The organism is Ramlibacter sp., from assembly GCF_036676645.1.
Lineage (GTDB): Bacteria > Pseudomonadota > Gammaproteobacteria > Burkholderiales > Burkholderiaceae_C > Ramlibacter.
Map to the genome: position 1 here is coordinate 16,393 of NZ_JAKFCM010000095.1, position 21,395 is coordinate 37,787.

Genomic DNA, 21,395 nt, shown 5'->3' on the forward strand with positions numbered 1-21,395 from the left:
GCGCTGAGGCCGCAGACCGCGTGCACCGGCGATCGGCCTAGCTGTGGCGTTTCAATAGGTTGTTCACCCGGAAGAGTCTGGGAGACTGGAGTTACGACGCTTCAGAACTCTCAGAGGAATTCCCCCGGATGAACAGCCACAAGAATGCCAGATTGACCTTCGAAAGGCGCGAGTTGCTCATTGAACGCATGGCTCTCATGGGGCTGATTCCTGCGGCCTCGGCCGCAGGAATCAGCCGCCAGACGGTGCGCAAGTGGCAGCGGCGCTTCGAAGAGGGTGGGCAGGATGCTTTGCGCGATCGCAGCTCCCGGCCCGATCGAAACGCGCAGCACGGTCGATGCTGCTCTTGCCCAGCGCATCGAGCAACTGCGGCGTGCCCGCATGCCCATGCGCAGGATCGCCGCGGTGGTCGGGCGCAGCGTCGCCACGGTCAGCCGCTTCCTGGCCGGCCTGGGGCTGTCCAGCCTAAAGGCACTGGATCCCTTGGAGCCCATAGTGCGCTACGAGCGTCAGGCGCCTGGCGAACTGCTGCACATGGACACCAAGAAGCTCGGCCGCATCGTGCGCCCGAGCCACCGCGTCACCGGCAACCGGCGTGACTCCGTCGAAGGCGCTGGCTGGGAGTTCGCGCACGTGGCCATCGACGACCATTCCCGGGCTGGATTCGTCCAGATGCACAGCGACGAGCGCAAGGAGTCCGCCGTCGACTTCCTGAAAGCCACGGTGGCGCACTACAGGGCGCTGGGTGTGACGGTGAAGAGGCTGCTGACCAACAACGGCAGTGCGTACCGATCCAGGCTGTTCGCCAAGACCTGCCAGGCGTTGGGCATCAAGCACACGTTCACCAAGCCGTACCGGCCGCAAACCAACGGCAAGGCCGAACGGTTCATCCAGACCTGCCTGCGCGAATGGGCCTACGGCCGCATCTGGAACAACAGCGCCGAGCGCGCTGATTGGCTGCCCGCGTTCCTGGCCTACTACAACGCCCGCCGGCCTCACTCCGCCTTGGGCCACAAGCCTCCAGCTTCCCGCCTCGGCGGTAAGAACCTATTGCAACTCAACACCTAGCCGCCCACCAACGCAGACACGTCGATCACGTACATCTCCCGGTCGTGCTCGTGCACGGAGTCGATGCACACGCTTCGGCTATCCGGGGACCACCGGGGGTGCAGGTCGCAGCGGTTCTCCTTGGACAGCTTGGGATCTGCGTAGAAGCGGCCCAGTTCGTGACGCAGGCCCGTTTCCATGTCGTACAGGAACAGGAGCCGCTCGTTCGTCTCCTTGTCCGGGTAGGTGTCGCTCAGCAGCCAGCGTGGGTTCAGCGGCGAGAACGTCATGTGTCCGTTCTCGGTCAAGACGCCGGCGCCCACCACGGTCACTGCACCGCCCTCCCGGTCTTCGTAGAGGTGGTAATGGATGCTGCCGTCGTGCGGTCCCCAGACGATGATCTCGCCATCCTGGCGCCAGAGGGGGTGCGAGATCTGCCACTCCGACTTCTCGTAGTCGAACGTGCCGACCGCGGTCGGGTCGAAGTCCTCGGCGAGTTGCGGCAGCGGATGGTCGGAGCACTCCAGCAGGCGCAGGTCCGACCCGTCGGGCGCCATCGTGATCAGGCGGTGCAGGAAACAGGTCTCGTCCTTGACGCGTTCCGTCCAGCGATGCAGGAAGAGCACACGGCTGGAGGAAGGGTTGACTTCGATGTGGCTGACCCAGTGGATCGCCCGCTTCATCGAGTCGCGAGGATGGAATGCCGCCAGCTGCGCATAGCTCACCGCGAGGCGCGCATCCCCGCTGGCAAGGTCGAGCGCCCAGATGCCATCGTCCACCGGACACAGCGGCAGTTCCGGTTGCACGGTGTCGCTGGGGTAGCCGATGGTTTCGTGGGTGACGTACAGGCGCCGGTAATCGACGCTCAGTGCCCATCGTCCGTTGGGGGCCGCGACATAGACGGGCATCGGGAGCGAGCGTTTTTCAAGCGTGCGAACGTCGCAGATCTCGGCGCCGAAGTACGGATAGCGCGACATGCCGTTGGTCGTGCGGGTGTTGTAGAGCACCTCCTGACCGTCGCTGCCACCCAGCCACTGGAGCTGCGAGCCCATCTGCCAGTTCCAGGTGCGCGTTTCGCCGACCGCGTGGAACCGCCCGTCGTCCTCGTGCGTGTCGAAGTAGCCGACCTTCGCCACCAGATCCGCTGTCAGGCGCTGGTCGCGCCATGGCACCTCCTGCGCGAGCAGGTAGCGTCCGCTCGGATCCCAGTTGGACTTGTTGTAGTAGCCGAAGAAATGGTGCGCCCCGTTGCGGCCTACGCGCTTGCACGGGAACACTGCCTTGCGCGTCATGCGAACTCCACGATCAGGTTGCCGGCCGCGTCGACGGCCGCGCTTGCGCCCGGGGGGATGACCAGGGTCGAGGAAGCGTCCTCCACGATGGCAGGGCCGTCGAGGCGGTCGCCTTGGCCCAGGCTCTCCCGGGCAACGGCGCGCGCCGTCTTCCAATCCTTGTGGGTGGCGAGCCAGACACTACGGCTTGCTGCGCCGTGCTTCCACTGCTCGCGGCCGCTCGCCGCCAGGTTCAACGGGCGGTCGACACCGGTTTCGATCGCCGCGACGCGAAGATTCATCAGTTCGATTTCCTGCACGGGCGGGACCTGGCCAAAGACGCGCGCGTAGGCTTGGCGGAACGACTCCATGATCTTCGCGGGTGTCTCCGGGCCGAATGAACCCTCGGGCAGGCGCGTGGTCAATTCGAAGCCCTGGCCGGCGAAGCGGATGTCGGCACTGCGTTCGCACCGATAGACCGCGCCTTCGACCAGCGTGTCCTTCATCACCGTGGCGGCGTCCGCCTCGAGCTTGGCGAACAGGGTTTCCAGGGCCTGGGGTGTCAGGTCGGACAAGCGCCGCGCCAGCGTCGTCGATCGATCGACCCGGGCGGGGGCAATGAGCAGTCCCAATGCCGATGCGACCCCTGCGCCCGGAGGGCACAGCACGCGCTTGATGCCCAGGCGGCGCGCGACGTCGCAGCCATGGAGCGGGCCACCGCCGCCGGTCAGGAGCAGCGTGAACTTGGGGGCATCGAACCCGCGTTCGGCCACGTGCACTCGCGCAGCCGCAGCCATGTTCTCATTGACGATCGCCAGGACGCCGTCGGCCGTTTCCTGCGTGTCGGTCTCCAGGCTTTGCGCGATCGGGGACACGGCCTCGCTCGCCGCCTCGATCGACAGCTTCATGGTGCCGCCGGCGAACGTGTCGGCGTTGAGGTGGCCCAGCAGCAAGTTGGCGTCGGTCACCGTGGGCTGGGTGCCGCCCCGGCCGAAGCAGGCGGGCCCCGGCCGCGAACTGGCGCTCTTCGGCCCGACCTTCAACAGGTTCATGCTGTCGAGATGGGCGATGCTGCCGCCACCCGCGCCGATCTCGATGAGTTCGACGGTGGCGATGTTGATCGGCAGGCCGCTGCCGGTGGCGAAGCGCTTTTCGCGCGCGGCTTCGAAGCTGTGCGCGAGAAGCGGCTTGTTGTCCTCGACGATGGCGAGCTTCGCGGTCGTGCCGCCCATGTCGAACGCAAGGACGTCGCCGATGCCTGAGCGCTTGCTGAAGTACGCCGCCGCGATGGCGCCCGCGGCCGGCCCGGATTCGAGCAGCTGCACCGGGAACCGGCGCGCTTCGTCCACGTGGGTCAGGCCACCGTTGGACAGCATCATCAGGAGCGGGCATCCGATGCCCAGCTCCTTGAGCTGCTGCTCCAGCCGCTGCAGGTACTTGTCGGCGATCGGCAGCACATAGGCGTTTGCCGTCGTCGTCGAGGTGCGCTCGTACTCGCGGATCTGCGGTGCGACCTCGCTGGAGATGCACACGTACAGCTGCGGGAACTCGGCCTTGAGCACCTCGCGCGCACGGCGCTCGTGCCGAGGGTTGGCGTAGGCGTGCAGGAAGGTGATGGCGACCGATTCGACACCTTGCGCGACCAGCCGGCGGCCCGCCTCGACCACGCTGGCTTCGTCGAGCGGCGTGTCCACGGCTCCATCGGCGCGCACGCGCTCGACGGCTTCCATCCGTGCTTCGCGCGGCACCAGCGTGGCCGGCATCTCGATGAACAGGTCGTACAGGTCGAACTTGAACTCGCGCCGCATCTCCAGTGTGTCGCGGAATCCCTGGGTGGTGATGAGGCCCGCCTTGACGCCCCGGCGCTCGATCAACGCGTTCGTAAACAGCGTCGTCGCATGCACGATGCGGGAAACCTGGGCGCCTTTCACCTGCTCGCGCTCGAGCAGGGTCTTCACACCGCGGATCGCGCCGACGGTCGGCTCTTCGGGCGTCGTCAGCTCCTTGTGGCTGAACACGCGCGCATCGGCATGGTTGTAGAGCACGATGTCCGTGAAGGTGCCGCCGATGTCGATTCCGAGGGAATAACTGTCCGTTGTCATTTCGAGTAGCCGCGCACGCGGTCCTGTTCAAGCAGCTCCCTGGAGCGCGCACCGGGGGCGCCATAGCCGCCCCCACCGGGGGTGCGAAGCAGCACCCGGGTCCCGAGCTTGACGAGCTGCTGGGCCTTGGGGCTGATCTTCTTGCCATCGATGAGGATCTCGCCGGGCGCCCCGGACTCGCCGCCGGCCAGTCCGGGGCTGGCCGATTCCGGCCGGGTCCGCTCCGCCATGAAGGACATCGTGGCGGGGTTCTCGGACAGGCTCTCCAGCATCAGCTCCTGGCCGGTGCCACCTCGATGCAAACCGTTCGGCTTCCCGATGTCGCGGAAACGGCGGTAGTGCACCTTCAGGGGAGCGACCTGCTCGATGATCTCCACGGGGGTGGACGAAATGTTGCTGGGCCACGACAGGACGTCGATGCCGTCGGCCTTGGCGCTCGCCCCATAGCCGCCGTTCAGGAAGAACAGGTTGGCGAAGCCGCGACCATCGGCGCGGGTGCCCGCCATGTTGATGCACCACAGGGGCGAACCGACACCGGCGATGACCTTGTCCGGCACGACTTGCGCGAGTGCGTTGACCACCATCGCGGGCAGGAAGTGGCCGATCAATGCTCGCGCGCCGCCGGCGGCCGGCGGCATCGAGTTCAGGATGGAGCCGAGCGGCGCGGCGACGGTCAGCGGTGCGAGCGCGCCGTCGTTGTTGGGCACGTCCGGGCAGAGCACCGCCTTGACGCCGTACGAGGTATACGCGGTCGTGTAGGCGAGACAGACGTTGATCGACTTCTGGACCTGCGCGTCCGAACCCGCGTAGTCGATCAGGATCTCGTCGCCCTTGACGGTCAAGGCCATTTTCAGGCGGATCGGCGCGTCGATGCCGTCGCTGATGGCTTCGGCATGGTAGGTGCCGTCGGGCAGGGCCCTGATGGCGTTGCGCATGGCCGTCTCGCTGCGGCTTCGCAGTTCCAGCGAGAGTTCCTGCAGGTCCTCGAGTCCGTATTCCTGCATCAGCGAGAGGGTCTGTCGCTCCATCAGCGCCAGGCCGGTGAACTGGGCGTAGAGGTCTCCCATCACTTGGTCGGGAACGCGCACGTTCTTGCGGATGATGCGCTCGAGCGTTTCGTCCATGACGCCGGCGCGCAGCACCTTCATGACCGGAATCTGCAGCCCCTCTTCGAACACGGACGTCGCGTCCGCCGAGCGAACTCGCCCACCGATGTCCGGCGCGTGTGCCACGGAGCCTGCCCAGGCAACCAGCTTTCCGTCCTTGAAGATGGGCTTGCCCACGGTGATGTCCGGCAGGTGGCCGGTGCCCAGCCAGACGTCGTTGGTGATCAGGACGTCGCCTTCCTGCAGCTGCGACTCCGGATAGGCCTCCAGGAAAGCGCGGATCGTCCGCGGTGCGGTACCGATGAACGAGGGGATGCTGTTGGAAGCCTGGGCAATCGAGTGGCCGCGTGCGTCCGTGACCACGCAGGCGAAGTCATTGGACTCGCGCACGATCGACGAGAACGAGGTCCGCACCAGTGAGGCCGCTGCCTCGTCGACCATGGAGATGAGCCGCCGCCAGAGCAGCTCGAGGGTGATTCCGTTGAGCATGGGGTCAGCCTGCCTTGATGCCAGCCGCCTGGATCACCTTGTTCCATTTCGCCGTCTCGGAGGAGACGAAGGAGCGGGCTTCCTCGGGCGAGCCGCCCATGATGTTCAGCGCGAGCTTCCTCCAGGTCTCCTGCAGGTCCGCGGAGCGCAGGATTTCGTTGATGTCCTTGTTGAACTGGGCGACCGTCGCCTTCGGAACGCCGGCCGCGGCTGCGACCGTGAACCAGCCCGTGCCATCGAAGCCCGGCACGACGAGTTCGGAGACGGTCGGCACCTCGGGCACTACGGGGCTGCGTTTCTCGCTGGTGACGGCGAGGGGGCGGATGCGGCCCGCCTGAATGATCGGCCCGGCCGTCGTGAGCAGTTCGAACATCATGTCGATCTGTCCGCCCATCAGGTCGTTCATCGCGGCGGAGCTGCCGCGATACGGCACGTGCGTGAGCTTCACGCCAGTGGCCTGCTGGAACAGCTCGCCCACCATGTGCGTGGACGAACCGGTGCCCGCCGAGCCGAAGTTCAGCTTGCCGGGGTTCGCCTTTGCATACGTGAGCAGTTCCTGAAGCGTGCGGAAGGGGCGGTCGTTGTTCACGGCGACCACGCACGGCACGCCGCCCAGGATGACGATGGGCTGGATGTCCCGGCTCGGCTTGTACGGCAGTTGCTGGTAGACCGCGTAGGCCGAGTGGATCCCGATGGTGCCCAGGAGCAGCAAGGAGCCGTCCGCCGGGCCCTTGGCGACCAGGCTTGCACCCAGGTTGCCACCCATCCCCGGGTGGTTCTCGACGATCACCGACTGCCCGTACATCGTGTTCAGTCGCTGGGCGATGGTGCGCGCCAGCACGTCCGCCGTGCCTCCCGCAGTGAACGGTGCTTCGATCTTGATCGTGCCCACGGGAATGTTGGGCGCCGCAAACAGGGAAGGTGCCGCGAGCGCAGCGCCGACGGGAAGGATGGAGGCGCACACGGCGCGACGGGTGATGGGCATGGCACGTTCCTGAACGGGTTGAGATCAGCGCAGTCTAGGAATGGCCGGCTATTTGGACAAATGCTATTTCTTGGGAGACCTATGCAGTGTTGATATACTTGACCGCATGTCGCGCCCCTTGACGTTCCAGCAGATCGAGGCGTTTCGGGCGGTCGTCCTGGCGGGTACGACCGTTGCTGCCGCCGACATGCTGCACACGACGCAGCCGACCATCAGCCGCTTGATCGGGCAGGCGCAGAGTGCGACCGGACTCAGGTTGTTCGTGAACGACCGGGGACGCCTTCAGTTGACGCGCGAGGGCCGCCACCTGTTCGAGACCGTGCAGCTCAACTTCCAGGGTTTCGAGCGGATCGAACAGGCCGTTGCCGCCCTGAAAGAATCGGGTGCGGGTGTCTTCCGCATCGCATGCACGCCTTCGCTGGGGTTGAGCATCCTTCCACCAGCCATCGAGGCGTTCGTGAAGTCGTACCCGCACGTCCACTTCAATGTGCAGACGCTGGGCAGCCGCCAGATCGACGAAGGCCTGCGCCACGGCCAATACGACATCGCGATCGCCCAGAGGAGGTTCGAAGGGGCGGCATTCCGCGTCGAGGCGATCCATCACACCGGTGCTGTGTGCGTCAGCGCCCCGGGTCACCGTTTCTCGAGGATGCGGGAGGTCAAGGCGACGGACCTCCGGGGCGAAGTGCTCATCAGCCTTCCGAGCAACGATGAGATCGAAATCGAGCTCCAGCGGATCTTCGCGAGCAGGAAGCTGTCGCCTTCGCGAGCCATCGAGACGATCTACTCGTCGACGATCTGTACCCTGGCGGCGCGGGGGCTTGGTGTGGGGATCATCAACCCTTATATGGCTTCTGTTTTCAACGACAAGGTCTGCATTCGGAAGTTCACGCCCACGATCCCGGTGGCGACGTATGTCGCCTATGGCCGGTACTCGCCCGCATCCGAAATCGCCGAGCATTTCTTCAGCGCGCTGACCGGCGTCTTGGGCGCCCATGAAGCGGTTTGAGCGAGCAGAGGCATCGTCTAGACCAGAGCGACAGCTGCACCCGGTCGATGCAGTCGGTGTGCTACTCTGAATGCGAGGAAAGGCTCCGGATGGCAGCGCGTGACAGGGCATGCTAGCGCAGGTCTTGCCGCGACCAGGGACAGGTCGTCGCCAGATGCGCAAATAGCGCCTGCCCGTTCCGGAGATGAATTCGCATGAGTTCCCGCTACGACGTCGTCACGTTCGGCGAGATGCTGCAGTTGTTCGTCGCCGAGGGGCCCGGCCCGCTGGAGGATGTCCGTGCCTTCCACAAGCGGACCGCCGGGGCCGAAACCAACGTGGCCATCGGGCTTGCCCGGTTGGGGCTGCGTGTGGGCTGGGCCAGCCGCCTTGGGGGCGACTCCATGGGCCGGTACCTGCTGGCCGAGATGCAGCGCGAGAACGTGGACTGCAGCAGGGTCGTCGTCGACCCCGACCAGCGTACCGGCTTCATGTTCAAGGGACGCACCACGGACGGCAGCGATCCTCCCACCGAATACCACCGCAAGGATTCGGCGGCGAGCCGGATGACGCCTGCCGACGTCGACGACGGCTGGCTGCGGTCGGCGCGCCACCTGCATGCCACCGGCGTGTTCGCCGCAATCTCCACCACAGCGCGCGCCGTCGCCTGGCGGGCGCTGGAAGTGATGCGCGCAGCCGGGCGGACCATTTCGTTCGATCCCAACCTTCGTCCGACGCTCTGGGCCACCCCCGAGGACATGCGGCGCGAGATCAATGCGCTGGCATTCCAGGCCGACTGGGTGCTGCCCGGGTTGGAGGAGGGCCGCTTCCTCACCGGAGCGGACTCACCCGAGGCCATCGCGCGCTTCTATCGGGACCGTGGCGCGAGCATCGTCGCGGTGAAGCTCGGCCCCGAAGGCGCCTACTTCGACTCGGACCAGGGCACCGGCCGCGTGCCCCCGTTTCCGGTGAAGGAAGTGATGGATACGGTCGGTGCGGGCGATGGCTTCGCCGTTGGTGTCATCATCGCCTTGCTGCAAGGCCGCAGCGTGGCAGATGCAGTGCGCGCGGGCACGTGGATCGGCGCGCGGGCGGTCCAGGTGCTCGGCGACACCGAAGGCCTGCCGACCGCGGCCGAAATGGACGCGGCCGGTCTGTGGTCAGGAACCCGGCCGCTCTTCCTGCGAGAGGCCCCAGGACACGCAGGCCGCTGATCTGATCCGGGAGTTGCCGTGGCCGAACCCTCCCCCAAGTCACTTCGGGTCGTCAGCTCGGTGCGGCACGCCGCGCGCATCCTGCGAATCCTCGGTGGCGCCATCGATCCCATGTCGATGAGCGACGTGGCGCGGCGCGTCAATCTGAGCAAGACGGCCACCTACCATCTTCTCAAGACCCTGGAGCTGGAGAAGTTCGTCGCGAAAGACTCTGCAGCCCGGTACCGGCTCAGCTGGGGCGTGTACGAGCTGGGAAGTTCGGTCATACGACCGGTCGAACTGACCCGCGTGGCCAGGGTGTACGTGGACAAGCTGGCCACCGACATCGGGGAAGTGGTCCTCCTCGGCATCGTCGACGAGGGTTCCGTCCTTTATGTGGACAGGGTAGCGTCTGCCGGGGCGACCGACATGCTGGCAAGTGCAGGCCGTCGAACGGCCTTGCATGCCACGGCTTCGGGCAAGCTGCTGCTGGCGCATCAGCGGGAGCGCTTTGTCCAGGCGACCATCGAGGCCGGGTTGCCGGGCCGCACCCGTGCAACCATCTGCGATGGCGAGACGCTGAAGACGGAACTGGCGCGGATCCGCGCGAACGGATACGCCACCTGCTGGCAGGAGTTCGACAACGCGCTGTCGAGCGTTGCTGCACCGGTCATCGACTACACCGGTTCCGCCATCGCCGCACTTGCGATCGCCGGCTCCTCGGAACGCATCACGCCGGCGTCCTTGCCCGGGGTGCTCAAGCAGCTGCTGCCGACCGCCGCTGCCATCTCGGCCGAACTCGGCGCCCCTGCGGTGTTCACGAGAGTGGTCGGATAGCTCCGGGGGCGCAGAGGTCGTACGCCTCTACGCGTTCATCCCACGGGTGCCCGGTGCCCCGCCGGACACCAGCAGCCTTGCTCGCCGTCGGCGGGCTTGCTTTTGCATTGCGATCGGCATTCCGCCAAAAAGGCGAGACCCGCGGCCCAAGATGGTTGTTAGCGAATCGCTAAACCTTATTTGCCTCTCGCTATTGTCATGCCGAAGTCGCCTCCATATGCTCAAGTCAGCGGGGATCGTCCTCGTACACCGGCTGCCCTTGTCAACTGGGGTTGCCGAAGCGGGGATCGCGGCGGAGGCCGCTCGTGGCCCCGCGACCCGCTGCGCCGGTAGCGCCGCGAGTTCGGACTTTCATCAACGAGGAGACGGACATGAGATCGCGAATCGTCGTCAGTTCACTGGCTGTGGCGCTGGGTTGCTGGTTCACCGGACAGGCCGCCGCAGCCGATAACACGGCCAAGGCGGCAGCCCCGGCCAAGCTGGAGGTCGTGCGTGCGGGCCTGCTGCCGAACGCCGAGACAGCCGCCATGCGCCTTGGCAAGGACAAGGGATTCTTTGCCGCCAAGGGCATCGACCTGCAGATCGTCGACACCAGCAGCGGCGCCGCTTCCCTGACCGCGTTGATCGCCGGACAGTTCGACGTGGTGTTCTCGAACACGGTATCGGTGATGCAAGGGCGCGACAAGGGCTTGCCGCTGGTGATCCTGGCGGCAGCTTCGACGTCGACCGGCGTGCAAGGCAAGGATTTCTCCGCGCTCGTCGTGGGCTCGCGCAACGAGATGAAGTCCGCCAAGGACCTCGTCGGAAAAACCATCGCGGTCAATACCGTCAAGAACATCGGTGAGGTCACGGCCCGGCTGTCGGTCCAGAAGGCCGGTGGGGATTCAGCCAGCGTCAAGTTCGTCGAGATGCCGTTCTCGAACATGGAGCAGGCCCTGGAAGAGCGCCAGATCGATGCGGCGTGGATGGTCGAGCCCTTCCACACGACGGCCCTGAAGCACGGGCTGAGGGACCTGGCATCGAACTATGTCGACACCGCTCCGGGGCTCACGGCCGCTTCGTTCGTCTCCACCGACAAGATCATCAAGCAGAAGCCGGAACTCATGAAGAAGCTGAAGGCGGCGATCGTCCAGGCCGGCACGTACGCCAATGAACATCCGCAGGAAGTCCGGGCCCTCATCCCGACGTTCACCAAGATCACCAGCGCGATCGCCAACGAGTTCGTCATTCCCCGCTACGACGCGGAAGTCAATGTCGCCTCGCTGAAGGCGATGCTGCCCCAGATGGTGAAGCAGAACATGATCTCGAAAGACTTCAAGGTCGAGAGCGTCATCCATCGCTGAGCTTCTTCCCTTTCGCAGACCGACCGATGCACAGCGTCGAGCCGCCGTCGAAGCGACGGCCCTGGAATCCGCGGTCCCGCGGCATTGCGGGATTCCTCGCGTTCCTGGGGGTCTGGGAGGTCCTGCCGGCGTCGGGGGTGCTTCCAGCGCGCTACTTCCCGCCGTTCCACGAGGTCTTCATGGCGATGGCGCGCAATCTCGTCAGCAATGAATTCTGGCTGGCGGTTTTCAGCACCCTGCAGGCGTGGTTCGTCGGTCTCGCCATCGCGTTCGTCGCTGCAGCGCTCGTAGGCTTGATCCTCGGATCGATCCCGATCCTGTGGCGGTACACGGAATCGACGATCGAATTCCTGCGACCGATCCCTTCGGTGGCACTGATCCCGCTTGCGGTCCTGATGTTCGGCATCGACGTCAAGTCGGCCCTGCTGCTGATCGTTTATGCAACCTTCTGGCAGGTCCTGATCCAGATCCTGTATGGTGTGAAAGCCGTCGATCCCGTCGCCATGGACACGGCGCGCGTGTACGGGCTGCGCCGATGGAGCCGGATCCGCTACGTTGCCTGGCCGACGGCCTTGCCGTACGCGATCACGGGATTCCGGTTGGGAGCGTCGGTTGCGCTGGTGCTCGCCGTGACTGCGGAGCTGGTCATCGGAAATCCCGGCATCGGCCACCAGGTCGCACTCGCCCAATCCGCGCTGGCGCTGCCGGAAATGTATTCGCTGGTCATTACCGCCGGGGTCATGGGCGTGCTGGTGAACATCCTCGCGAGATTCATCGAGCGCCGCGCACTCGCCTGGCACCAGTCGACCCGCACCGAGGTATAGGGGCGGCCGTGAAAGTCATCCTGGCTCGGATCCTCGCCACACTGCTGGTGCCGGTGGTGCTGCTCGCGCTGTGGTTCCACTTGTCCGCGGACAGTGACAACTTCTTCTTTCCCCCGTTGCTCAAGAGCCTGGTTGCCTTCCAGGACACTTGGCTGTCCGGGAGGGGAGCGACGGACATCGTCCGAAGCCTGTCCAGGCTGGCAGCCGGCTTCCTGGCGGCGTTCGCATTTGCGCTGGCAGCCGGCGTGCTCCTGGGCTACTCGAAGGTCACGCGCGACTACACCGAGCCCGTTTTCGAGTTCTTCCGGGCGATTCCTCCAACGGTCATGATCCCGGTCTTGCTGGTGATCTCGGGAATTGGCGACACCTCCAAGATCATCGTCATCGGCCTGGGTTGCCTGTGGCCCATGCTGCTCAACACGATCGAAGGGGTTCGCTCGGTCGATTCGGTGCTGAAGGACACGTGCAGCGTCTACGGGATCCACGGCGTGCGCCGCCTCCTGACGCTGACGCTGCCCGCAGCGAGCCCGCAAATCGTCACCGGAATGCGCACCGGCCTGTCCATCGGCGTGATCCTCATGGTCATCAGCGAGATGTTCGCCTCCGAAAACGGCATCGGCTTCACGATCATCCAGTTCCAGCGGACGTTCGCGATTCCCGAGATGTGGAGCGGCATCCTCCTGCTCGGCATCGTGGGCGTCGCACTGTCGCTTCTGATGCGCGCCTTCGAGGTGATCGTGTTGCACTGGTATGAGGGCATGCGGCGGCAAAGCTGAGCCCGACTTCAAGGAGAACATCGGCATGATGATGAACGAGCCGCTGGTCGACGGGCAAAGTTTGCGCGCCCCCAGGCTCGCGATCAGCCGCCTGCGTAAGGTCTACGAAGGGAAGGGGCGGATGGTCGAGGCCGTTCGGGACGTCACCTTCAGCCTCGATGAGCGCGAGCTGGTTTGCATCGTCGGACCGTCGGGCGCGGGCAAGACCACGCTGTTGCGCTGCATCGCGGGCTTGCTGCAGCCGACCAGTGGAGACATCACGCTGGCAGGAAGGACTGTTTCCGGCCCCCCGCCGGGAATGGCCGTGGTGTTCCAGGAGTACGGAAGAAGCCTCTTTCCCTGGATGAGGGTTCGGCAGAACGTCGAGCTGCCGCTGAAGGAGAAGGGGCTGCCGGCATCACAGCGCCGGAAGCTTGTCGACGAGAGCCTCGAGGCCGTGGGTCTCCAGGATGCACGCGACGCATACCCCTGGCAGCTGTCCGGCGGCATGCAACAGCGGGTTGCGATCGCGCGTGCGATTGCGTATGAGCCCGAAGTCCTGCTGATGGACGAGCCCTTTGCGTCCGTCGATGCCCAGACGCGCGCGGAACTGGAAGACCTGGTCCGGTCCCTGTGGGCCAGGCTCGGAGTGACCATCGTGTTCGTCACCCACGACATTGACGAGTCGGTCTACCTCGGGGAGCGTGTCATCGTCCTTTCCGCGTCTCCGACGGTCGTCATGGAAGACGTCCGGATCGATCTTGGCGCCGATCGCAATCAGCTGGATACCCGCACGGACCCGCGATTCGGCCAGTTGCGCGGCCGCATTTACGCCCTCATCAAGGATGCCAAGGGGCGAGTCGAGGATGCAGGCGCTTCGCGAAGGCCTGAGGTCATGGGCGACCCGAGCCGAGCTTCGACTGCGCAAACGGGCGCTCTGACTGAACCCCTGAGACGAAAAGCATGACGACCGACGCTCCTGGGCCGCTTTCTCGCGCCGAGAACAAACTGGAAAGGGCACTGGAGACCGCGCAGGAACAGGTCCGGCGCCTGATCTGCGACCACCCCGCACAAATCCCGATCTTCACGGCCGCAGGACGTTGGCACTTCGACGAGGATGCTTGGGCGCCGCCATGGACCGGTGGATTCCTGGCCGGCATGGTTTGGATCTTCGCCGAGCGGACGAACGACCCGTGGTGGACTCTCCAGGCGCAAAAATACAGCGAGTTGCTCGAGCCCCGCAAGCTGGACGAGGGGACCCACGACATCGGCTTCCTCTTCACGCCGAGCTGGGGAAGGTGGCACCGGCTCCATCCCAGCGACCACACCCGCGACGTGATCATTCAGGCCGGCAGGACGATGGCCAGGCGGTTCAACGGCGCGGGCAAATATCTGCCGACGTGGGTCGATCCGGGCAGCACCTTCATCGATGTCATGATGAACGTCGACATCGTCTTCCAGGCGGCCGAACTGTCGGGCGACGCGGCGTTGGCCGACATCGCGCGACAACACGCCATGACGACGCGGCGCTTCCTCGTGCGCGGAGACGGCAGCACGGCGCATGAGGGCTGGTTCGATCCCGACAGCGGCGAGTTCCTCAGGACCGCCACGCACCAGGGCTTTCGTTCGGATTCGTGCTGGGCGCGGGGACAGGCGTGGGCGATCTACGGTTTTGGGTCGGTGTATGCCCGAACGCGTGACGAGCGCTTTCTTGATACGGCGCGCCGCTGCGCCGATTTCTACATCGAGCAGACCGGCCGCCGCCGCATCCCGGCCAATGACTGGAACGACCCGGCGCCCGAATTCCCCTACGAGGCATCGGCGGCCAGCATCGCGGCCGCCGCGATGCTGCAGCTGTCCAGCCTGGCGGGGCCCCAGGGCAGCCGTTACCGCGAATACGCGGCCGGTATCCTGGAGCGGCTGTGCACGCCGGAGTTCTTGGGCAGTTGGGAGCAGGGCTACGAGGGGATACTGAAGCACGCGATCTATCACCGGAACAACAACCTGGGCGTGGATGAAAGCGTGATGTGGGGCGACCACTATTTCGTCGAGGCGGTGCATCGAATGACACAGGGCCTGGGGAAGGCCGCAGGCGGTTGAACCTCGAGGCATCCCGGCAGTAGTAGCGGCTCGACGTACACCCGATCGATTTTGGAGTCCGGGCATGCCCTGCACGGCAGCTTTGCATGAGCGCGCTGAATCGGAGGGTTGGACGGGAGAACCTTGCCGACCCCGACTCGTCGGAGCCGACACAGGTCCTGAAGCGCCGGCTTGAAAGCGTGATCCAAGGCCTGCGTGGGTCCGCCTCGGGGCGCCGTGAAAACCGAAGTCGAACCCGCTGCGATGGCGGAGCTCAGGCAGGCTTCGCGTAGGTATCGGCGCTCAGCACCTCGACGCCGACGAAGGCTTCATTGCCTTCCACCCAGGCGTCGTGACCCGGCGGAATGGTGTACGACTCGCCCGCGCTGATCGTCTTCTCGGTGCCGTCGCCCATGCGCACGCGGATGCGCCCGGCCACGGCGTGCCCTACGTGCGAAAGCTGGCACAGGTCGGTCTTCACCACCGGTTTCACGCATTCGGACCAGCGCCAGCCGGGCTGGAAGTTGAAGCGGCCGATGGTGTAGCCGCCGAGCTGGACCACCTCGACGCGCGTCTTCGGCGGCGAGCGCACCTCGTCGGGCGAGCTGTGGGACTTGACTTCGAACTTGCTGATGGAAACCGGGTTGGCCATGGTGTGCCTCCTGTGGGCAGGAATCCCGCCAGTCGCTGGCGGCGGCGCTGCCGGGCCGGCTGCCCGCGGGCTTGCATGACGGGTGCACGACGAACACGAGCCCGCCGCCCGGCGCAATCCACTATAGGACGGCAGGTCGCGAGATCAAGTCAATGCGTCGGGCGCCGCATCTGCCTCATCATTCATCACGGCAGCGACTTGCAGAGGTGATCACTCCCGATCGCCTCCCGAGTCCGTCCAGCATCCATCCATTTCAACAAAGGAGCACTCGATGACAACCCCAAGGCTCGACTACCACGCTCTGGCCCCCAAGGCGGCCAAGGCGCTCGCGCAGCTCTCGTTCGCCGCCGGCACAACGCTGGACAAGCGACTGAAGGAGCTGGTGAACCTGCGCATCAGCCAGATCAACGGTTGTGCCTTCTGCATCGACATGCACTGGGCCGACCTGGTGAAGCAGGGCATGGACCCGCGCCACGTCAACGCGGTGGCCGGCTGGCGCGAGGCGACGCGCTTCTTCAGCGAGGGCGAGCGTGCGGCGCTCAACTGGGCCGAGGCGGTGAATGCGGTGCCGCACCGGACGCCCAGCGATGCGGACTTCGAGGCCGTCCGGCGCCACTTCAGCGATGCCGAGGTGGCCGAGCTGACCTTCGCGGTGGGCGCCATCCGGGCGTGGAACATGCTGAACGCGAGCTTCCACATGCCCGTGCCCGAAACGCCTTACGTGGCCGGCTGAGGCCGGCCGAAGGCTGGCAGGCTCGCCTGTCCCGTCGTGAGCCTGGCATCGGCGCCCACCGAGCCCAGGCGCTGGAAGGAATTGCCAAGGTTGGTGCCGGCCGCTTGACGCGAGGCAGCGTTCCTCGCTAGCGTGCACATACCTGCATGTGTTGGAGAGCGAAAGTGACTGCCAGGAACACGATCTGCCTCTGGTACGACGGCACTGCGCTGGAGGCCGCGCAGTTCTACGCGGCCACCTTCCCGGACAGCGCCGTCGGTGCCATCCTGCGAGCGCCCGGCGACTATCCGGAGGGCCGGCAGGGCGACGTGCTGACCGTCGAGTTCACCGTCCTGGGCATCCCCTGCCTCGGCCTGAACGGGGGCCCCGCGTTCAGGCACAGCGAGGCCTTTTCATTCCAGGTCGCGACCGACGACCAGGCCGAGACCGATCGCCTGTGGAACGCGATCGTGGGCAACGGCGGCCAGGAGAGCGACTGCGGCTGGTGCAAGGACAAGTGGGGCCTGTCCTGGCAGATCACGCCGCGGGCGCTCACCGCAGCGATCGCCGACCCGGATCGCGCGGCGGCCAAGCGGGCCTTCGAAGCGATGATGCAGATGCGCAAGATCGACATCGCTGCCGTCGAGGCGGCGCGACGGGGCTGAGGCGGCGCCCGGCTGCCGGCCCCGCCTGCCTATGATGGGCGGATGGCGGCACGCTGGTACTTCGGCTGGAACATCGTCGCGGCGGCGGCTTTCCTGACCCTCCTGTCCTCGGGCATGCGCCTGAGTTTCGGGCCCTTCTTCCTGCCGATGGCCCATGACCTGGGTTTCAGCCGCAGCCTGCTGTCGACCATCGTCGCCGTCGGCATGCTGGCCTACGGCCTGGCGATGCCGCTGGCCGGCCTGCTGATCGCGCGCTTCGGCACGCCCCCGGTGCTGCTGACGGGCAATGCACTGGTCATCGCCGCGGCGCTGTGGACGGTGGCCACCGCCAATACCCTTGCTTTCCTGCTCGCGTTCGGCCTGCTGTTGTCGGTGGGGCTGGCCTTCACCAGCCCGGTGGCGCTGACGCCGGTGATCAGCCAATGGTTCACGCGCCGCCGCGGCATGGCGCTGTTCTTCCTCTCGACCGGCTCGATGGCGGGCATCGCCGTGATGACGCCGGTGTTCAGCCTGGCGATCGAGCAGGTTGGCTGGCGCGCCAGCTTGCTGGGATTCGCGGCGGCCTTCACGCTGTTCACCCTGCCCGCCGCGCTGTTCGTGGTCCGCGACGCCGCACCCGAGCACTCGGACCTGGACCCGGCGGAGTTCGCCGCACGGCGCGCGCGTCCGGGCATGCAGATGCAAAGCCTGAAGCTGCGCGAGGCCATGCGCACGGCGCCGTTCTGGAAGATCTTCTTCGGCCTGTTCGCCTGCGGCTTCAGCATGAACCTGATGGGCACCCACGGCATGCCCATGCTGATGGACCACGGGTTCGACGCCTTCACCAGTTCGATGGGCGTCGGACTGATCGGCTTCGTCGCGATCGGCGGCACGCTGATGCTGGGCCGGCTGGCCGACCGCCTGCCGCGGCGGCACATCCTGGCCACCATCTACTTCGTGCGGGGACTCGGGTTCTTCGCCCTGGTCATGGTGGGCACGCACTGGGAGCTGTACCTCACCTCCACCATCGGCGGGCTGGTGTGGGCGGGCAGCATCGCGCTCTCATCGGCCATCCTCGCCGACGTCTATGGCGTGCGGCTGGTCGGCGTGCTCTACGGGATGGCCTTCGTCGGGCACCAGGTCGGCGGGATGCTCAGCGCCTGGCTGGGCGGGTGGGGCTACGAGCACTACGGCACGCACTGGATCGCCTTCGGCGCCGCCGGCCTGCTGCTGATTGCGGCAGGCGTGGTGGCGCTGCAGCTGCCGCGCAGGGGTTTCACGCTGATGGCGGCGCCGGCCGCGACCTGAGGGCTTTCGCGCGAATCGTTCCGACGAACGGCGATGTTTGCCGCCCGGCGCGCGCGCCGATCCCACTGATGGTGGGTGCCGGTGACCCTCCGGAGTCCTTCGGCAGGACACAAAAATGGCGAGCATTTCACCTTTCCCGTGCGCAAAATGGCCGTGGCTCTCCACTCACTCCGGGAACGACCATGAATCCGAAGCAGCATGAGAAGGTCAGGTCCGCCAGGGGCTTCATTGCCGCGCTCGACCAGAGCGGGGGCAGCACACCGAAGGCGCTGAGCCTGTACGGGATCCAGCCCGGGGCCTATTCGGGCGACCGGCAGATGTTCGAGTTGATGCATGCGATGCGCACCCGCATCATTACGAGCCCCGCGTTCGATGGGGACCGCATCTTGGGGGTGATCCTGTTCGAACAGACGATGGACCGGGAGATCGGGGCACGGGGGAGCGCCGACTACCTGTGGTCCGTCAAGCAGATCGTCCCCTTCCTCAAGGTCGACAAGGGCCTCGCCGACGAGGCGCACGGCGTGCAGATGATGAAGGCGATGCCCGGCCTCGACTCCTTGCTTGCGCGAGCCAGAGCCAAGGGCGTCTTCGGGACCAAGATGCGCTCGGTCGTGAAGCACGCCGACGCCGGCGGCATCGAGGCCGTCGTCAACCAGCAGTTCACGATCGGCAAGCAGATCCTGGCGGCCGGCCTCATGCCCATCCTCGAGCCGGAAGTCGACATCCACGCTCCGGACAAGCCCGGCGCCGAGCGGCTGCTCAAGGCCGCCATCCTCGATCAGCTCGACGCGCTCGGGCAGGAGCAGCAAGTCATGTTGAAGCTCACGCTCCCCTCGGTCGATGATTTCTATGCGGATCTCATCGGGCATCCGAAGGTGCTGCGCGTGGCAGCCCTCTCGGGCGGCTATTCGCGCGAGGAGGCGAGCCGCCTGCTGGCGCGCAACCATGGCGTGATCGCCAGCTTCTCGCGGGCGTTGACCGAGGGTCTCACGGCACAGCAGAGCGAGCCGGAATTCAACCGGGCGCTGGACGCATCCGTTGCCACCATCTACCAGGCATCGGGCACATAGCGATCGTTGCGGCGCTTGCGCTGGCGCAGGCCCCTCCGAACTCGTCCACTGGCAGAGCAAGGGCCACCAGTACGTCAACCCGCCTGCGCTGCCGGTGCGGGATGGCCCAGCCGGGGCAACGGCGGCCGTTCAATCCAGCAACTGCAACGCCGCCAGCCGCGCATACACGCCGCCGGCCGCCACCAGCTCCTCGTGCCGCCCCTGCTCGACGATCCGCCCGTGGTCCAGTACCACGATCCGGTCGGCCTGCTGCACGGTGGCCAGCCGGTGTGCGATGACCAGCGTGGTGCGGTCGCGCATGGCGCGTGCGAGCGCGGCCTGCACCATGCGCTCGCTCTCGGCGTCCAGCGCGCTGGTGGCCTCGTCCAGCAGCAGCAGCGGCGGGTTCTTCAGGATGGCGCGGGCGATCGCGATGCGCTGGCGCTGGCCGCCCGACAGGCGCACGCCGCGCTCGCCCAGGTAGGTGGCGTAGCCATCGGGCAGCGTCACGATGAAGTCGTGCGCGTAGGCGGCACGCGCGGCTTCCATCACCTCTTCGTCGCTGGCGCCGGGCCGGCCGTAGCGGATGTTCTCCAGCGCACTGGTGGAGAACACCACCGGCTCCTGCGCCACCAGGCCGATGCGGCCGCGCAGGTCCTCCAGGGCCAGCTCGCGGATGGCCGTGCCATCCACCAGGATGCGGCCCTGCGCCGGATCGTAGAAGCGCAGCAGCAGCGAGAACACCGTGCTCTTGCCGGCGCCGCTGGGACCCACCAGGGCGACGGTCTCGCCCGGCGCGACCTGGAGCGTGAAGTCCTGCAGCGCCGCGGTGGCCGGCCGCGAAGGGTAGTGGAAGGACACGCCTTCGAAGGACACGCGGCCTCCGCCGGACGAGGGCGGTGCCGGGGTGGGGCGCTCGGGCGAGGCCACCGGCGAGCGGCTGGCCAGCAGCTCCATCAGCCGCTCGGTGGCGCCGGCAGCCCGCAGCAGGTCGCCGTACACCTCGCCCAGCACGGCGACGGCGCCGGCGAAGATGATCACGTACAGCGCCGCCTGCCCGAGCTGGCCGGCGGTGAGCTCGCCGGCCATCACCGCTTGTGCACCGCGGTACAGCCCCCACAGCAGCAGCGCCGCATTGGCGATGATGATGAAGGCCACCAGGGCCGCGCGCGCCCGGGTGCGCCGCACGCCGGTGTGGAAGGCGTTGTCGGTCGCCTCGGTGAAGCGGGCCGATTCGCGCGCCTCGCCGGTGTAGCTCTGCACCACGGGAATCGCGTTCAGCACTTCGGCGGCAATCGCGCTGGAGTCGGCCACCCGGTCCTGGCTGGCGCGCGAGAGCCGGCGCACGCGCCGGCCGAAGGCCATGGCGGGCAGCACCACCAGCAGCACGGCGACGAACACCAGCGACATCACGTAGGGATGGGTGTAGACCAGCATGCCGAGCGCACCCAGTCCCATCACCGCATTGCGCAGCCCGAGCGAGAACGAGGACCCGACCACCGTCTGCACCAGCGTCGTGTCGGTGGTCAGGCGCGAGAGCACCTCGCCGGTGCGCGTGTGCTCGAAGAACTCCGGGCTCTGGCGCAGCACGTGCGCGTAGACGGCATTGCGCAGGTCGGCGGTGACGCGCTCGCCCAGCCAGCTGACCATGTAGAAGCGCGCCGCCGAGAACAGGCCCAGGGCGACCGCCACGGCAAACAGCAGCAGGAAATGCCCGCGCAGGGCGACCAGCCGCTCGCCGTGGCCGGTGTCGACCAGCCCCTGGTCGATCAGGCCGCGCAGCGCGATCGGGAACAGCAGGGTCGCCGCTGCGGCCAGCCCCAGGAACAGCGCGGCCAGCGCCATGCGGCCGAGGTAGGGCCGCAGGTAGGGCAGCAGGCCCGAAAGCGAGCGGGGAGAGCCCCGGGCGGGGGTGGCGTCGGCCATGGCGCGCAGTGTAGTCAGCGGCTGGGCTGCACGCGGCGCGAAGCGGCGCCCGCCCGGTCGCTTCCCGGCATGGCTTTTACAAAGC

At 66.6% G+C, this 21,395-nt stretch carries 18 protein-coding genes and 1 pseudogene; 13 read left to right on the top strand and 6 right to left on the bottom strand.

Going from position 1 to position 21,395, the window contains the following annotated elements:
- The first annotated feature begins 128 nt into the window (after positions 1-128).
- A pseudogene (locus V6M57_RS14195) lies at positions 129-1,068 on the top strand (IS481 family transposase).
- Here the strand turns inward: V6M57_RS14195 and V6M57_RS14200 are convergent.
- The 4 genes from V6M57_RS14200 to V6M57_RS14215 are packed head-to-tail and all read right to left on the bottom strand — an operon-like array spanning position 1,065 to position 7,000.
- On the bottom strand, positions 1,065-2,339 hold the full coding sequence (locus V6M57_RS14200; RefSeq protein WP_332815648.1) for a hypothetical protein: 1,275 nt from the start codon (positions 2,337-2,339) through the stop codon (positions 1,065-1,067). The pseudogene V6M57_RS14195 and the gene V6M57_RS14200 overlap by 4 nt on opposite strands.
- Entirely contained in the window at positions 2,336-4,420 is a 2,085-nt protein-coding gene (locus V6M57_RS14205; protein WP_332815649.1) for a hydantoinase/oxoprolinase family protein, read from the bottom strand. The genes V6M57_RS14200 and V6M57_RS14205 overlap by 4 nt, the downstream gene beginning before the upstream one ends.
- Positions 4,417-6,015 carry a hydantoinase B/oxoprolinase family protein gene (locus tag V6M57_RS14210; protein ID WP_332815650.1) on the bottom strand — a complete coding sequence of 533 codons (1,599 nt, stop codon included), beginning with the start codon at positions 6,013-6,015 and terminating at the stop codon, positions 4,417-4,419. The genes V6M57_RS14205 and V6M57_RS14210 overlap by 4 nt, the downstream gene beginning before the upstream one ends.
- A 4-nt stretch (positions 6,016-6,019) precedes the next feature.
- Positions 6,020-7,000: a Bug family tripartite tricarboxylate transporter substrate binding protein gene (locus V6M57_RS14215; protein WP_332815651.1), complete on the bottom strand. Its 981-nt coding sequence runs from the start codon at positions 6,998-7,000 to the stop codon at positions 6,020-6,022.
- Between the two features lie 106 nt (positions 7,001-7,106).
- Here V6M57_RS14215 and V6M57_RS14220 point away from each other — a divergent pair, with 106 nt between their 5' ends.
- From V6M57_RS14220 to V6M57_RS14255, 8 genes are all read left to right on the top strand, one after another.
- Positions 7,107-8,009 carry a LysR family transcriptional regulator gene (locus tag V6M57_RS14220; protein ID WP_332815652.1) on the top strand — a complete coding sequence of 301 codons (903 nt, stop codon included), beginning with the start codon at positions 7,107-7,109 and terminating at the stop codon, positions 8,007-8,009.
- A 194-nt stretch (positions 8,010-8,203) separates the two neighbouring features.
- On the top strand, positions 8,204-9,202 hold the full coding sequence (locus V6M57_RS14225) for a sugar kinase (RefSeq protein ID WP_332815653.1): 999 nt from the start codon (positions 8,204-8,206) through the stop codon (positions 9,200-9,202).
- Positions 9,203-9,220: 18 nt separating this feature from the next.
- Complete coding sequence (locus V6M57_RS14230) at positions 9,221-10,018, top strand: IclR family transcriptional regulator (RefSeq protein WP_332815654.1); 798 nt, start codon at positions 9,221-9,223, stop codon at positions 10,016-10,018.
- A 371-nt stretch (positions 10,019-10,389) separates the two neighbouring features.
- Entirely contained in the window at positions 10,390-11,361 is a 972-nt protein-coding gene (locus tag V6M57_RS14235; protein ID WP_332815655.1) for an ABC transporter substrate-binding protein, read from the top strand.
- 26 nt (positions 11,362-11,387) lie between these two features.
- Positions 11,388-12,185, top strand: coding sequence for an ABC transporter permease (locus V6M57_RS14240; RefSeq protein WP_332815656.1), 798 nt, complete (start codon positions 11,388-11,390; stop codon positions 12,183-12,185).
- An 8-nt stretch (positions 12,186-12,193) separates the two neighbouring features.
- Positions 12,194-12,961, top strand: a complete 768-nt coding sequence (locus V6M57_RS14245; RefSeq protein ID WP_332815657.1) for an ABC transporter permease — start codon at positions 12,194-12,196, stop codon at positions 12,959-12,961.
- A 25-nt stretch (positions 12,962-12,986) separates the two neighbouring features.
- Positions 12,987-13,907, top strand: a complete 921-nt coding sequence (locus V6M57_RS14250) for an ABC transporter ATP-binding protein (RefSeq protein WP_332815658.1) — start codon at positions 12,987-12,989, stop codon at positions 13,905-13,907.
- Positions 13,904-15,040: a glycoside hydrolase family 88 protein gene (locus V6M57_RS14255; RefSeq protein WP_332815659.1), complete on the top strand. Its 1,137-nt coding sequence runs from the start codon at positions 13,904-13,906 to the stop codon at positions 15,038-15,040. The genes V6M57_RS14250 and V6M57_RS14255 overlap by 4 nt, the downstream gene beginning before the upstream one ends.
- A gap of 253 nt (positions 15,041-15,293) precedes the next feature.
- Here V6M57_RS14255 and V6M57_RS14260 read toward each other — a convergent pair whose 3' ends face one another.
- A complete protein-coding gene (locus V6M57_RS14260) occupies positions 15,294-15,671 on the bottom strand; it encodes a cupin domain-containing protein (RefSeq protein WP_332815660.1) in 378 nt (125 codons plus the stop codon).
- A gap of 271 nt (positions 15,672-15,942) precedes the next feature.
- Between V6M57_RS14260 and V6M57_RS14265 the strand changes: the two genes are divergently transcribed.
- The 4 genes from V6M57_RS14265 (at position 15,943) to V6M57_RS14280 (ending at position 19,405) form a co-directional block, all read left to right on the top strand.
- Positions 15,943-16,404 (top strand): carboxymuconolactone decarboxylase family protein, encoded by a 462-nt coding sequence (locus tag V6M57_RS14265; protein ID WP_332815661.1) that lies wholly within the window; start codon positions 15,943-15,945, stop codon positions 16,402-16,404.
- A 164-nt stretch (positions 16,405-16,568) separates the two neighbouring features.
- A complete protein-coding gene (locus V6M57_RS14270; RefSeq protein ID WP_332815662.1) occupies positions 16,569-17,048 on the top strand; it encodes a VOC family protein in 480 nt (159 codons plus the stop codon).
- A gap of 42 nt (positions 17,049-17,090) precedes the next feature.
- Positions 17,091-18,335: an MFS transporter gene (locus tag V6M57_RS14275; RefSeq protein ID WP_332815663.1), complete on the top strand. Its 1,245-nt coding sequence runs from the start codon at positions 17,091-17,093 to the stop codon at positions 18,333-18,335.
- 182 nt (positions 18,336-18,517) lie between these two features.
- Entirely contained in the window at positions 18,518-19,405 is an 888-nt protein-coding gene (locus tag V6M57_RS14280; protein ID WP_332815664.1) for a fructose bisphosphate aldolase, read from the top strand.
- Positions 19,406-19,534: 129 nt separating this feature from the next.
- On the opposite strand, the gene V6M57_RS14285 is transcribed toward V6M57_RS14280, so the two are convergent.
- Positions 19,535-21,310 carry an ABC transporter transmembrane domain-containing protein gene (locus V6M57_RS14285; protein WP_332815665.1) on the bottom strand — a complete coding sequence of 592 codons (1,776 nt, stop codon included), beginning with the start codon at positions 21,308-21,310 and terminating at the stop codon, positions 19,535-19,537.
- Positions 21,311-21,395: the final 85 nt, after the last annotated feature.

Coding starts and splice junctions, on each gene's coding strand:
- V6M57_RS14200 (WP_332815648.1), bottom strand. CDS start 2,339: ATGACGCGCAAGGCAGTGTTCCCGTGCAAGCGCGTAGGCCGCAACGGG.
- V6M57_RS14205 (WP_332815649.1), bottom strand. CDS start 4,420: ATGACAACGGACAGTTATTCCCTCGGAATCGACATCGGCGGCACCTTC.
- V6M57_RS14210 (WP_332815650.1), bottom strand. CDS start 6,015: ATGCTCAACGGAATCACCCTCGAGCTGCTCTGGCGGCGGCTCATCTCC.
- V6M57_RS14215 (WP_332815651.1), bottom strand. CDS start 7,000: ATGCCCATCACCCGTCGCGCCGTGTGCGCCTCCATCCTTCCCGTCGGC.
- V6M57_RS14220 (WP_332815652.1), top strand. CDS start 7,107: ATGTCGCGCCCCTTGACGTTCCAGCAGATCGAGGCGTTTCGGGCGGTC.
- V6M57_RS14225 (WP_332815653.1), top strand. CDS start 8,204: ATGAGTTCCCGCTACGACGTCGTCACGTTCGGCGAGATGCTGCAGTTG.
- V6M57_RS14235 (WP_332815655.1), top strand. CDS start 10,390: ATGAGATCGCGAATCGTCGTCAGTTCACTGGCTGTGGCGCTGGGTTGC.
- V6M57_RS14240 (WP_332815656.1), top strand. CDS start 11,388: ATGCACAGCGTCGAGCCGCCGTCGAAGCGACGGCCCTGGAATCCGCGG.
- V6M57_RS14250 (WP_332815658.1), top strand. CDS start 12,987: ATGATGATGAACGAGCCGCTGGTCGACGGGCAAAGTTTGCGCGCCCCC.
- V6M57_RS14255 (WP_332815659.1), top strand. CDS start 13,904: ATGACGACCGACGCTCCTGGGCCGCTTTCTCGCGCCGAGAACAAACTG.
- V6M57_RS14260 (WP_332815660.1), bottom strand. CDS start 15,671: ATGGCCAACCCGGTTTCCATCAGCAAGTTCGAAGTCAAGTCCCACAGC.
- V6M57_RS14265 (WP_332815661.1), top strand. CDS start 15,943: ATGACAACCCCAAGGCTCGACTACCACGCTCTGGCCCCCAAGGCGGCC.
- V6M57_RS14275 (WP_332815663.1), top strand. CDS start 17,091: ATGGCGGCACGCTGGTACTTCGGCTGGAACATCGTCGCGGCGGCGGCT.
- V6M57_RS14280 (WP_332815664.1), top strand. CDS start 18,518: ATGAATCCGAAGCAGCATGAGAAGGTCAGGTCCGCCAGGGGCTTCATT.
- V6M57_RS14285 (WP_332815665.1), bottom strand. CDS start 21,310: ATGGCCGACGCCACCCCCGCCCGGGGCTCTCCCCGCTCGCTTTCGGGC.